Annotated in this window: 6 protein-coding genes; 1 reads left to right on the forward strand and 5 read right to left on the reverse strand. The window is 45.1% G+C overall.

Annotated elements, in window-relative coordinates; translation table 11 throughout:
• Positions 1-75: 75 nt before the first annotated feature.
• Complete coding sequence (locus AC1DYT_RS20750; RefSeq protein ID WP_477471431.1) at positions 76-2,535, forward strand: glycoside hydrolase family 95 protein; 2,460 nt, start codon at positions 76-78, stop codon at positions 2,533-2,535.
• A 553-nt stretch (positions 2,536-3,088) separates the two neighbouring features.
• Here AC1DYT_RS20750 and AC1DYT_RS20755 read toward each other — a convergent pair.
• From AC1DYT_RS20755 to AC1DYT_RS20775, 5 genes are all read right to left on the reverse strand, one after another.
• Positions 3,089-4,297: an endo-1,4-beta-xylanase gene (locus AC1DYT_RS20755; RefSeq protein WP_477471432.1), complete on the reverse strand. Its 1,209-nt coding sequence runs from the start codon at positions 4,295-4,297 to the stop codon at positions 3,089-3,091.
• Between the two features lie 204 nt (positions 4,298-4,501).
• Entirely contained in the window at positions 4,502-6,118 is a 1,617-nt protein-coding gene (locus AC1DYT_RS20760; protein WP_477471433.1) for a tetratricopeptide repeat-containing sensor histidine kinase, read from the reverse strand.
• 413 nt (positions 6,119-6,531) lie between these two features.
• On the reverse strand, positions 6,532-8,355 hold the full coding sequence (locus tag AC1DYT_RS20765) for a RagB/SusD family nutrient uptake outer membrane protein (protein ID WP_477471434.1): 1,824 nt from the start codon (positions 8,353-8,355) through the stop codon (positions 6,532-6,534).
• An 18-nt stretch (positions 8,356-8,373) separates the two neighbouring features.
• Positions 8,374-11,496 carry a SusC/RagA family TonB-linked outer membrane protein gene (locus AC1DYT_RS20770; protein ID WP_477471435.1) on the reverse strand — a complete coding sequence of 1,041 codons (3,123 nt, stop codon included), beginning with the start codon at positions 11,494-11,496 and terminating at the stop codon, positions 8,374-8,376.
• Between the two features lie 758 nt (positions 11,497-12,254).
• On the reverse strand, positions 12,255-14,210 hold the full coding sequence (locus AC1DYT_RS20775) for a sialate O-acetylesterase (RefSeq protein WP_477471436.1): 1,956 nt from the start codon (positions 14,208-14,210) through the stop codon (positions 12,255-12,257).
• Positions 14,211-14,601: the final 391 nt, after the last annotated feature.

Consider the following 14,601-nt stretch of genomic DNA (forward strand, 5'->3'; position numbering starts at 1 on the left):
ATTAAATAACCTAAAGCCGGTTTTAACGGCGAAAATCATTTACAGTTTAAAACAACTGCCCTTAATCCTGACCCAATGCCCAAATTTATAATGACCAGTAACTATTTTAAATTAGCTACGGTATGTATTCTGCAATGCTGCAGCATTGCGGTTTTTGCACAACGCAAAAACATTTTATGGTACAACAAGCCCGCCGCCAACTGGAACGAAGCACTGCCAATTGGCAACGGGCACATCGGCGCAATGGTATTTGGCGATGCGCAGGTTGAACGCCTGCAGCTAAATGAATCGACAATTTGGGCCGGAGGCCCCAACAATAACATCGATTCGGCAGCAAGACCCTATATTGATGAAGTGCGCGCATTGCTGGCGCAAAAAAAATACGTGGAAGCCCAGTTGGTTGCGAATAAACAATTGGGCCCAAAAGGCAATAGTGGCATGCCTTACCAACTGGCGGGCAACTTGTATATCAATTTTCCGGGGCATCAAAATACAGTTGAATATAAAAGAGACCTTAACATCGAAAACGCTACCGCTTCGGTAACCTATGTTTATAATGGTGTAAAGTATAAGCGCGAATATTTCACGTCGTTTACCGATAACGTATTAATGGTTAGGCTTACTGCCGATAAACCTAAGATGATCACCTGCAACATTGCCTTTCAAAGTCCGCTAAGCACAAACAAAGAAGTTGTCAACGGCGACCTGATCCTCTCCGGCCTGAGCAGCGATCACGAAAATCAAAAAGGCAGGGTTAAGTTCAATGTCATCACCAGGGTAAAATTGGCCGCAGGCTCGCTTACTGCCGATACTTCGGGCATCAAGGTAATGCATGCGGATACTGCTATCATCTACCTATCAATCGCCACAAACTTTGTCAACTACCATGATATCAGCGCCAATCCGCTAAGTCGTGCGCGGGCAATCATCAATAAAGCTTACAAAAACAGCTATGCAACGTTACTTGCAAAGCACATTACTTTCTATCAAAAATATTATAACCGCGTTAAATTAAACTTGGGTACTACTGCGGCGGCGGAAGCGACAACTGATCTTCGAATAAAGAATTTCGCACAAGGAAACGACCCGCAACTAGCCGAGCTTTACTTTCAATTCGGGCGGTACCTGCTGATATCCTCCTCTCAACCCGGCTCACAACCTGCCAATCTGCAGGGTATTTGGAACGGCGATTTGAAAGGTGCCTGGGATAGTAAGTACACCATTAATATAAATACCGAAATGAACTACTGGCCGAGCGAGGTTACCCAATTACCGGAACTAAGCACGCCGCTGTTCAATATGATTAAAGATTTGGCTGTTACCGGCAAAGAAACTGCGCGGGTTATGTATGGCGCGCGTGGATGGTCTATGCACCACAATACCGATATATGGCGAATGACGGGGGTGGTCGACGGGGCATTTTGGGGGCTTTGGCCAACCGGAAATGCCTGGCTTTGCCAACACGTTTGGGAACACTATTTATATACCGGCGATAAGGATTTCCTTAAAAAATACTACCCGGTAATGAAGGATGCCGCTGTGTATTTTATCGACGTTTTGCAGGAAGACAAGGAGCACAACTGGCTGGTGGTATCGCCATCTGTTTCCCCGGAGCACGAATATATCAACGGTAAAACACAGGTATCGGTAACGGCAGGCGCAACTATGGATAACCAACTGGTTTATGGCTTGTTTACCCTGGTTGCAAACGCTGCTGCTGATTTAAAAGTTGACAAGGCTTTTCGCGATAGCGTATTAAGTTACCGGAAGAGGCTACCGCCAATGCAGGTTGGCCAGTATGGGCAATTGCAGGAATGGCTGGAAGATTTAGATTCACCTACCGATAATCACCGCCACGTATCGCACCTGTATGGGCTGTTCCCGGGCAGCCAGATTTCACCGTTCCGCAATCCTGCACTGTTTGCCGCGGCAAAAAATTCTATGCTGTATCGCGGCGACGTGTCCACGGGCTGGTCGATGGCCTGGAAAATTAACCTATGGGCACGGCTGCTCGATGGTAATCACGCTTACAAATTAATAACAGACCAAATTGCGCCTGTTACCGGCAGAGGTGGAGGCACCTACCCCAACCTGTTTGACGCACATCCACCCTTCCAGATTGATGGTAACTTCGGATGCACATCGGGCATAGCCGAAATGTTGCTGCAAAGCCATGATGGTTTTATTTACTTACTACCTGCTTTACCCGATGTATGGAAGAAAGGCAGTGTAAAAGGCCTGGTTGCCCGGGGCGGTTTTGTGGTGGATATGGACTGGGACCAAGGCAAACTAACGCGCCTGGTTGTTCATTCAAAAGTCGGTGGGAACTTACGCCTGCGGCTGAATCAACCGGCAACCGGCAGCCTGCTTAAAAAAGCGAGTGGCAAAAATTCAAATCCATTTTATAATATTACAACTATACCCGATCCTATAATCAAACCTTCGGGTAAAGACCTAAGCGTTAATTTGGCACCGAGCACACTTTACGATATTAAAACTGTAACAGGTAAAACCTACACGCTGATTGGGAAATGATCGGGCGATTTGCTGAACATTTGTATTTCCGGCTATTTTTAAAAATGGATAATTAACATGAAACTTTTAAACCTATTATCATCGGGCTTCTGGCCATAGCTTGTCTCCCGGGAGTCCTGTACAGCCAGAAGATTACGTTGCAGTCGCCAAATAAAAAAACTATTGGGCTGTTCAATCAGCAACACAGGCGAATGGTACCTGAAAGTGTTATATACCCAGGATGCAACAACAACAGAATCCATATCACGCATAGATTTAGGTCTCATCAGGCCCGATCAGGCGTTTTCCAAAGAGCTAACTTTGGTTAAAGCTAGCCGGTCACAGCGATGGTGACACGATTTTGACACCATTCACAAAATTACAAGTAGTTGATTTGCAATTATTTGAGAACGTTCACGGTGTTCACGCGCGCGCACGTGAACACCGTGAACATCGGCCAGGCACTTTGCAGGCTTTATAACACAACAAGAGGCTGTATTAAAATCAATTAACACAACCTCTTCCTTTTTTATACCTTATTCAGGAATCCTGAGAATGCCTATGAATTTGTTTGTTAAAAATCTACTACCGCGTAATAGGCTTTCTTGCGCTGCAAATGCTCGTCGAACAACAAAGGATAGGCTTTACGGATGGTGGGCCTGGTGCCGTCGCTGGCTGCGGCGCCCCCGGCAAGCCCGCCGTTCCTTGCATCGAGCCAGCTATGGCGGTCTGATACATTCCAGAAGGTTAAGTTGGTAATTACCTTCCGGTACGCCCTGAATATCCCGAAGATTTCTTTGTAGCGCTGTTCCTGCTGCCGGGCCAGGTCGGGCGTATAGCCCGAATCAACCGGCATGGTTGGCTGCGCACCGTTTACCATACTGGTATCACGTTTAAAGGGTTTTCGCACAGTAATGTCAAGCTCCGTAATCTGGATTTTTAATCCCAGGGATGCGTACCGTTCAATTGCCTTCCTTATCAGTTCTGGTGTGGGGTTATCCAGTTTCCAATGCCCCTGCAAACCTACTCCCGTTATGGGTATTTTTGCATCTATCAGGCTTTTCAGCAGCCGGTAAATCTTCTCCCGTTTGGGTTCTTCTTCGCTATTGTAGTCGTTATAGTAAAGCGCAACGGATGGGTCGGCTGCGTGGGCATATTCGAAAGCTTTGGGTATAAAATCTTCGCCGCATATCTTGTACCATAGCGAGTTACGCAAATAACTATCCGGCTTGTCGTCAATGGCCTCGTTTACCACATCCCAGGCATATATCCGGCCCTTGAAATGATTTACTACGGTTGTAATGTGGTCTTTTAAGCGCTGCAGCAACACCTCTTTGCTTACCTGTTTGCCCGTACTATCCTTAAACATCCATGCAGGTGCCTGCGCATGCCACAGCAAGTTGTGCCCCCTAACCTTTATGTTATGTTTTATGGCAAAATTCACAATAGAATCTGCATTACGCCAGTTGTAGGTATTTTCCCGGGGGTGAATTGGCCCCATCTTCATGTCGTTTTCTGCCGTAACGCTGTTAAATTCGCGGCTTATCAAATCTGCTTCGTCGCCCGATAGTGCCGCAATATTTACCGCTACTCCGATAGAAAAATATTTCTTGTAATAGTCTTTCAGCCCTTTCTCGTCGTTGTTATCCTGCTGCCGGCGAATTATTGCAGGGGCTTTGTGGTAAGGCTTATAAGACCAATTGATGCCTGCGACAAAACAAATTGCCAGGCAAATTACCAACGATACCTTTGTTGGCTTTGTACCGATTTTAGGATAGCTCATATATTTAATTAATGCTATTAAAACGACACCAATAAATACGGGTGTATTTATGACTAAGGTGGCCATTTTATCCTGAGCAGGATACAACATTTCGTTTTATATAGCCTCCAAATGTTCAGTCGCTATGTTCATAGCAGCTCCCGAGACACGGCCTATACCATTTTCCAATTACCCTTTTTTAACAGCTTCTTAGATCCGGGGCGGCTATACCCGAAGGTACACTAAAATAAAACGAGCTGCCGATACCTGCCTTACTTTCAAACCATCATCGCCGTAAACAGTTTCGGGCCCGGTAAGCTCCGCCCCTGTTACCAATACTTTCTTTTCTGCAGCCCGCTCTTTCAGCAGGATGACATTTTGTTCAATCACCTTTTGCACATCAAAACAAGTGGGATTAGCCTGGATGCCATCCATCTGGCTTTTTGCCCAATACAGCAGATTTTCGACCAAATGCGCGGTTATTGTAAGTGTACCAGATATTTTCTCAACCCAAAACTTACTTTCTTCTTCAGATAAATCATCGCCTTTTATCATATCCATCATATGGCTGATGGTATGGATCGGCCCCCGCAAATCGTGTCCTATAATTGAAAATAGCCTGTCTTTTACATGTACCAGTTCTTCCAGCTGCAGGTTTTGCGCCGATATGTCTTTATTTTGTGAGGCCAGTTGCTCGCTAAGCTTTCGTTTCTGTACATAATTTCTGAAGAGCACAAAAGCAAATATGAGTAATGAGATGGCCCCTGCGGTTAATAAATCACGCCGTATCCTTACCCGTTCCAGTTCTTTTTGCCCTATAACCTTATCTTTATTCAGCAAATCAATTTGTCGTTCCTTTTGCTCCAGTACATAGCCCGATTGTATATTCCGTATAACTTTTTCTTTTTCGTCAGTTTTCAGGCTGTCATTTAAGGCAATTTCAAGGTTGCGATAAAGCAGCGCTTTCTTATAACTGCCATTTTTTTGATTAGTTAAGTAAAGCACGTTGTAAGCCATTGAAATCAGTTCAACTATACCCGATTTTTTGCTTTCGGCCAGGCATTGTTGCGCGTAAAGCATACTTGCTTTATTGTTGCCCGTATAAAAGCTGGTAAGCGCCAGGCCGCCATGGCAATAAGCAACGCCTTCATCATCGCCGCTTTTTTGTGAAATAGCAAGCGATTTGTAAAAATAAACCTGTGCCAGCCGGTAATTCTTTTTGGCAACATAGTTTTCGCCAATGTTATACAATGCAACAGCCGTAATAAACGCGTTTTTTGTTCGTTCCGCGATGATCAGCGCCTGGTTATTATAAGCTATGGACGAGTCTGGCTGCCCTTTTTTCTTAAATATTTCGCCGAAGTTTATCAACAAGTTCATTGTACCCTGCTGTGTGGGGTCATTTTGTTTCAGGGCTATCCTGTAAGCTTGCCGGTTATAGTAAAGTGCTTTTTGATAATCAGCTATACTGATGTACATGCCACTGATATTACCATATTCATTGCCGCTCAACCCTTCCATCCCCAACTTTTCGCTGATGCGCAGGCACTCAAAATGACAAGCCAGGGCCTCGGGCCATTTCCCTTTGTAACCAAGGGCAACGCCTTTTACAAGGTATGCCAGTGCGATGCCTTTTTCGAAATGAATCTTTTGTGCAAGCACGAGCGATTTTTGCGCCATCAAAAGGGCACTGTCGGCATTTTTACCCCAATATTGCCTGGAAATAGAATAATAGATATTTACCCGGTCGGTATCGTGTTTGGCCGAATTGAGTTTTCCGGCAAGCACCTTTATTTGATCAGTCTGGGCCAGACAGTTGGGCACGCTCGCTATACTTAACACGCTACATATAATAACGCTACGCATATAAAAATACAGCTTATGCATAATACGTAAATTACCCATACAATAAAATTAATTGCACATGGCAATATAGAGTTAAGTGGGCATATTAATTAAAGTGCATATAAATAATATATAGTGTTTTCCTTTACAAAACTCCAAAAGAGTGTTTTGGCTAAAAAATGTATTGTTTCTGTTTTTTAAGCAGGTTGTGTTGATGAAATCACGAAAAAATAAGGGAGCGTATTTTACCCATAAAAGATGCGTTTTTAGGGGCTAAATAGGTGCCTGATAATTAGGCTTTGGAGAATATGGAATAACCCGATGGCTCCCGTATGCAAAAAAGAGGCCGTTCGTTACCGAACGGCCTCTTTATATTTCACATCGACAGTAAAATCATACTATCAACAAGGTTAATACCCGGGGTTTTGCGGCATTTTAGGCCCTTCTATAACCAAATCAATTTCGTTTTGCGGGATAGCCCTCAGCATAAACTCATCTTTTACGTACGGAGCGGCTTCGTTATTCCAGGCTTTCACCCTGGTGGTCAACGATCGGGTACGTACCAGATCGAGCCATCTCTGGCATTCTGCAAAGAACTCGCGGCTACGTTCGTCGAGTATAAAGTCGAGCGTAACATCACCGGGTTGAATAGTCATTGCTGCCACGGCGGCCAAATTCTGAGCCGACGTATTTGTTTTGCGATAAGCAGCCCGCTGCCTAACCACATTGATCAGGTTAGCTGCGTTGGTTAAATCGCCGAGTTTAAAAGCAGCCTCTGCGGCCAACAGATAAACATCAGAAAAACGCCAGATGACAACGGGCCTGGTTGAGGGGTCGTTGAAGTTGGCTGCGGCACGGCTTGGATCCATAAACTTCTTTACCGAAGGAAAGATGTTATTATTCCAGTATTTAGGTGGTATCACGATGCCTTTAAATGGCCTTGTTCCTACAAATTGCGGGGCACCCACTACATCGAAAGGCGGCATATAGATGCCGGTATCTAAGCCAGGTACCATGGTGTAAGAAATTCCGCGTTTATTATTTGCAGCGCCGGCTGTATTGGCTGTAGCTACGTTAGATATCCAAGCGGTATAGAAAGTGTTCTCGTAGCGGGAATCCACATCACGATTAACAAATGCCTGATCTAACACGTAGCGCTTGCCGGCATTGGCACCTGTTTTAACGGGGTCTGTGTTTGGCCTTGTCCTGGTGTATGGCCGGCCATATTGCACATCGCGTACCATTGCGCCTGCGCCGGTAGTAACCAAACCGCCCGAGGTGTTTTCATATGAATTTATACCACTTAAATTTGGGTAATTAAAATTGGTAAACCAGGGCAACAGATTGTACGGCCCCCCGCCTTGTGCCTGGCCAAGCGGGTAAATGCCGTACTTAGTGTCGATGTTATGATCGCTCACAAAAATGGTTTCCTTTCCGTTATCATTCGCAGGGTTAAACGCGTCGCCGTAATCTTGCCATAAATCCCAACCATAGGTTCCTTTATTGGTAATAAGGCCCGTAAGGAGCGTATATGCCTGCTGGAAATCTGGCTGGCTGTTGGTTAACCATCCTCTGGTAAGATATGCCTTTGCCAATAAAAACTGAGCAACCGGCTTGCATGCTGCCTTACCCGTAAAAGGCGCTGTTGGAACATTCGGCAAATCTGCTGCTGCGTCGGTCAAATCCTGTATAATTACCTTATAAACATCAGCAACAGGGGCCCTTGTATCTGCTTTTGTAGGCACCGTAATAAATTCGGTATGCAATGGCACATCGCCATATTTCTGCACTAATAAAAAATACCAAAATGCCCTTAAAAACTTAGCCTGGGCGAGATATTGCTTACGGGTTGCGGCATCCAAATCGATGCTCTGCCCATATTGCAATACGCCGTTCACAGTATTTATAGCCCGGTAAGCGTCACCAAAACCGGCACCACCTACGCTGGAATTTATGCCGTTATAGGTGTATAATTGTATGCCGCTTGCGCTACCGCCAGCCAAATGATCATCGGTACCGGCATCCATTTCGGCGGTAAAACCTTCGGTGCCATATGTAGCCTCGCGTATTGCTGCGTAGCCGCCGGCTATTCCGCCCAGCACGCCCGAAGGGGTGTTGAAAAAGGATGGAACTATGCTCGATTGCGGATGTTCCTCCAATATTTTCTTGCAGCCATTGCCTAAAAGTGCCGTAAAAATTAAAAAAGCACAAGCAAATTTTCTATTTGTTTTCATATCAGTATCTCTTTAATTTTAAAATTTAGCATTCACACCAATGGTAAACTGCCTGTAAGAAGGGTTGTTAAGGTTCACGCTTACAGCACGACCAGCTACAGCTGCGTTACCGCCGTTGTTATTTACCGAGCCGCCATATCCATTACCTTCCGGATCGAGCGCCAAATGATCTCTCACTATCGGCGAGTAAACGATGAACGGATTAGTTGCATTTGCGTAAACACGTAAATTGCTAAAACCTATTTTCTTGATCAACCCGGTTGGCAGCGTATATCCTAGATTGATACTACGGCATTTGATGAACGAACCATCATAATACCCCAGCGTTGAGCCAAACAATAAACGATCTGTGCTGGCATCAGGCGCAGGGAAATCATTGGTTGGGTTGGTAGTGGTCCAGTAATTGGTTTTGATTTGATTAACGCGGCCCTGGTTAAAGAAGGCGAAACCTGCAGCGCCGCCATCGGCGGTGAAATAGGGCAGCAATACCTTCATACCCATACGGGCATAAAAAATTGCAGAAAGGTCGAAGTTTTTGTAAGCAAAACGAGTAGTAAAGCCACCAACCCATTTTGGTTGGAAATTGCCTAAAACCTGGCGGTCATTGGCGTTAATTACGTTGTCGCCATTCACATCCTGTATCCTGATTTGACCCGGGAACTGAACAGGAGAAGTTTGTTTCGCCAGGGTCCCGTCGGTTTTGTCAGAAGTTTGCCATATACCTATCTTCTTCACGTCGTAAATAACGTTCAATGGCTGGCCCACAAACCACCCATTTCCCGGATCGCTCAACTGGCCCGGATTTGTTAATTGCGTAATTTTTTCTCTATTCATTGCAAAACTAAAGTCGGTGCTCCAGGTGAAGCCGCCTTTGGTTTGAACGTTTATAGTAGACAAGTTGATTTCTAAACCCTTACTTTCGGTTTTACCAAGGTTTTGGAAGGTACTGCCGGTACCGCTGCTTGGCGGCAGGCTAACTTGCAGGAGGATATCCTTGGTCTTCTGCTGATAAACATCAATATTGGCCGTTATACGGTTATTCAATATGGTGATATCTAAACCTATATCGGTTTGCGCTGTAGACTGCCAACTCAAATTAGGGTTTGGCAAACTGGTAACCGTATAGGCCAGTTGCCCCGAGCTGCCGAAATTATAAGCCGTTGAGGTTAAGCCTCCCAATGTGGCATATGCACCTACGTTACGATTGCCCGAGACACCGAAGCCCCCTCTCAGTTTTAAGTTATTGACAAAAGTGGCGTTCTTCATGAAGGCTTCGTTACTGATATTCCAACCCAGGCCAATAGCAGGGTAAGTAAACCACTGATGGCCAGGAGCCAGAGAAGATGCCCCGTCTCGCCTGCCTGTAATGGTTAAAAGGTAACGATCGTCGTAACTGTAAGCCAACCGCGCCATATACGATAAAAGCCCCTGCTCGCTAAAACTGCCGCCGCCGCTAATGGTTCCGCTTGCAAGGTTAAAGTTAGAGTTGCGTATATAATCTGTTGGCACACCAGTAGTGTTGAAATTGCTGTTCTTGTTATGATCTTTTGTTATCTCATAAAGTGCAGTAAAATCGATTCGATGTTTTTTAAACGCCTTATTGTAATAAAGCAAATTCTGGATATTGTAATTCCATTGCTCGTTATTGTTAAGGGCAGCGTTGTTTAGTGATGCGTTGCCGTTTATATAGGTTAAAGTGCCGTTGTAAGAGTTGCCATTTTCCTGTATAAAATTCAAACCAACATTTACCCGGTACCTAAGGCCCTCTAAAATATTCACTTCACCATAAAGGCTATTAAAAGTGGAGTAACGGCGGGTACGATCGTAAATTGAACTTGCCTTTGTAATAAGCGTATATGGGCTTACTGCAGCAGCATCAATACTTCCGATTTGAGGGAAAAGATTTACTGTACCGTCATCATTTTTGAGTGGGGCCAGCGGCGTAGTCCTAACCAAACCGCCAGGTACGCCACCGCCGCCCGGCAGTGCGGTAATACGGTAGGTATTTATACTGTTAAGCCCAATTTTAACGTGGCTGCTGATACGGTGATCTATTGTTGTGCGCACATCGGCACGATCAAAACGTTGATTAACGATGATACCATCCTGACGGTAGAAACCAGCCGCGATATTGAATTGGGTGGCATCGTTACCGCCCGAAACGGCTAATTGATGACTTTGAGTTGGCGCATTCCTGTAAATGAGTCCTTGCCAATCGGTGGACACCCCGGCGGTTAGTGCAGCCTGTTCGGCCGGTGTTATTGGGTATGCGCTGGTGCCCGGAGATGCCGTATTATAAGTCGCGGCATCAAGCTTCAACTGTGCGTAACCGGCACCATCATATACGTTATACTTCCCGAGCACGCTGGCTGTTGCGTAGTATGCATCGTAAGATATAACCGCTTTGCCGGCACGCCCTCTTTTGGTAGTAACCAGGATAACGCCGCCGGCACCACGCGAACCATAAATAGCAGTGGCTGATGCATCTTTCAATATATCTATGGATGCTATATCTTCCGGGGCAAAATCATTAATACTGCCGGGATAGGGTATCCCGTCTAAAACTACCAAAGGGCCGTCCTGACCATCGTTGTTGCCTGTAGTAATAGTTCGGTTACCACGGATACGGATTTGACCACCCGTTCCTGGTGTTGCGCCATTGCTTACTATATCAACGCCGGCTGTACGGCCTTTTAGTTGATCTATCAGGTTTGGTGCGGGTACTTCACTTAAGGTTTTTGCGGAAACCGATACCACCGCGCCGGTTACATCTTTCCTGCGTTGCGTGCCGTACCCAACCACGATAACTTCATTCAGGTTTTTGGAACTGGGTGTCAAGCGAACGGTGAGGCTAGTTTGAGTGCCTATTGCTATATCCTGATCTAAATACCCTATAAATTGTACGACCAGCGACTTCTCGTCATTAGACACTTCAATCGTAAATTTACCGTTTACGTCGGTAGAGGTAGTAACTTTTCCGGCTGGGGCCTTAATAGTCGCCCCGGGCAGTGGTTGATTATTTTCATCAAACACAATACCCGTTATTTTTTTGCTTTGTGCCAAAGCTGTGGCGCAAGTCAAAATACTGAAAAGCAGTAAGAGCGCCGCTTTGTTATAAATGTTTAGTATTGATTTTTTCATAATTTATTTACTAAGGATTTGATGATTAAAGCCGACAGATAGCATGGGAAGCAGACTTGCTAAGCATCGTTACCACCGTCATTTTCAAAATTCATTTTTGGGCTGCTTTAATCTTTCACATTAATATTGGTTAGTTACTTATCGAGGGCTTACATGTCCTTGACATTTTACCCTCTGCTTTTTATGTCGTGCTCATAGGCTCATAACTTAGGTTTGTTTATGCGTATAATTGGTTATCAGGTGTATAGTTAATGGAATCACCCTCTTTACAAATGCAATCGATTGCATTTGTGGACGTAAACAGAGAGGTTATAATTCTGTCAGAAAAAAATAATTGGTATTGGTTAAAAAATTGGTTGAAGCCCGGCGTTTTTCAACCTCGACTTTCTGCTAAGTTCTGTGGTTTCGGAGGATTGGTATATCACATATCGCAAAAATCATATTGCAAATGTGCAAAAGACGTGTTTATGCGAAGTTTGTTGGCTGGCGGAACAATATGTACCACTAATAAGGGTATAGTGGCGGGCCAAACTGTTTATTTGTGAAAGTGATTTGTGAAATAATGCTGTGAAATGCATTCCGTCGGTGGCCATGCAAATTCCACAACTGACATATGTAGTATAAAAATGGCGAAAACAGCTATTCGCGCATTTTATTAATCAGCAATTTTAATTGTTGAACATACAACCAGCCCTTGAGGCTCCTGCCTCTGTTTGGTTAGTCAATTGGTTAAGGGACAGCGCGAGGCTGTCCTTTTTTTATTTGGGCAGATCCGTACGGAATGGAGAAGCCGGTAAGCCCTCACGGTTGTACAAATTCGCACCCTCCGGATTATCTGACCAGGCATAACGTACATATAAGGGATGTTGGACAAGGGGCGACGATACGACAACCTTATCGCCCGCTATAGTAGCGCTAGCCCATACAAATTGCTTATCCTCCCCTGCTATTGCAAATTGAGAAAGCGGCTCTCCGTTGTTGGATACCAGGCCGGTTCCAATATCAGTGAAGGCAAGTGTGATTTTGTTATCATCAATAACAGCAGATTTAAAAGTGGGGCCGGATGCAACTATTTGCCGGTCGCCATATGCCAGCCTTTCTGCAGCGCGAGCTAGGCGTTCTCCAACGTCTTTCTTGTTTAGGGGATGAATATCATTCCACTCGCCGGCATCTATAGCAACTGCCAGTGCCGTGTTCGGCAAAGCAAGTGCCTTTAGCTGCGCTTCCCTTATCTCGGCCCAGGCACTTTCGGCCGGCGAATACTGCACTTCCCCAAAATTCGGCAACTGTACCATCAAAAAAGGCAAGGAGTCATCTTTCCAGGCACTACGCCAATTATTAATAAGTGCTGTTAAAAGTTCCCCGTAGTTTTTTGTCCCAACATTGGTTTCGCCCTGATACCAAAGGAAGCCTTTTACGGCATAGTTCACTGCCGGTGCTATCATGGCATTATACAGGCCGGTTGGCTCGTCCTGGGCCGAAAATGGCGCGCCACCTCTGCCTCCGTTCCTGCGCGGCTGATAGGCCAGGCCAACCTGGTAAAGCCAGTCGCCCCGCAAATCGATAACTGTAGTACCGTCTGTTAATTCATAGCGCTTATCGGGCACAAACCCGCCCTTTCCCATCGAATTGGTCACACGAACCGTAATTATATTTTTCCCGGCTTTTAACAAGCCTGCCGGTACCTCGTATCTGCGGGGTGGATACTGATAGGTGATTTTCCCCACCAATTGGCCGTTCACATAGGTTTCATCCGCATCAATTATGCGGCCAACGAAAAGCTTCGCTGCCTTACCCGCCATCTCAACAGGAACGTTTATTTCTTTCCTGAACCAAACGATGCCGTTCAGCCCCTTAACCCCCTGGTCGGCCCAATAGCCCGGCAGCCAGAACTTATGCCAGTTAGTGGGAATATAGCTCTGATCGTACCATTTAACGGCGCCGGAACTCCCCTTGTCCTCCCCCTGAATGGCCGGATCAAAGGGGATAGCCCGTTGTTTGGCCCGGGCTACGCCGGCCATAAACGAGGTATCCTTAAATTGTGCAAGCCGCTGGCCATAAGTGGCGATATCTTTTATGCCGCTTTCTCCTATCCATGCTTGTATAGGAGTACCGCCTACACTCGAATTAATGATGCCAATAGGTATATGGTACCGGCCATAAAGCTGCTTTGCAAAAAAATAGGCAACCGCACCTATTTCCAGTATGTTTTGCTTTGTAGTTGCCACCCAATGGCCGGGAGGGTAATCGCTGTGAATGTTTGCCACATCGGCGGTGGTAGCAACAAAAAAATACCTGATAAACGGATAATCAACATTAGCTATCTCTTCGGGATATTTCTCTTTCACACGCTCCATTTTTATGGTCATGTTAGATTGTCCCGAACAAAACCAAACGTCGCCTATAAGCACATCCTTTAACAAAATATGGTTGCTGCCATCTATCTGCATTTGATATGGCCCCCCTGCTTTCATTTTTGGAAGGGTTACGCTCCATTGGCCATCATCCCCTACAAGAGATTTGAACTTTTTTCCATTGAAAGCTATTTTTACCCGCTCACCGGGGCTTCCCCAGCCCCATATCTTAATATTGGTATTGCGCTGTAGTACCATGCCATCGCTAACGAGTTGCGGAAGCCTTAATGTTGCGTTGGCATACTGGCCGGTGTATAATATTACCACCATACCGATAAATACGGCAAAAAATGTTCTCATAAACCTATTGTATGTTTAGTAAACCGCATGGGTCGGAAATCAAAAACTAAAATTTAAAATCGAGTTTATATTGGCAATCGATTGTAAATTTAGCATCTATTTTGAAATCTCACATGATATTTTAGCAATAATTCATAAAGCCGTAAAATCTACTTTTATCGCTTCATCCTATACTTGCCGTTCGATAGCGCAAGCATTTATTCCGGATAACTCCATATCAAAAACAATCAAATACATTTCGAATTGATCATTTAAAACCAATTTCAGTATCCCCTCCTATCAAAGGGCCGGGTTTAAAACGCGATGGAGTATCAAGATTCAGATGGAAAACAAACGGCCACCAATAAATCATTCAATCGATTGTTATTTAAAATACTTTTATTGTATGTTT

This window comes from Mucilaginibacter sp. P1_D10, assembly GCF_056406215.1.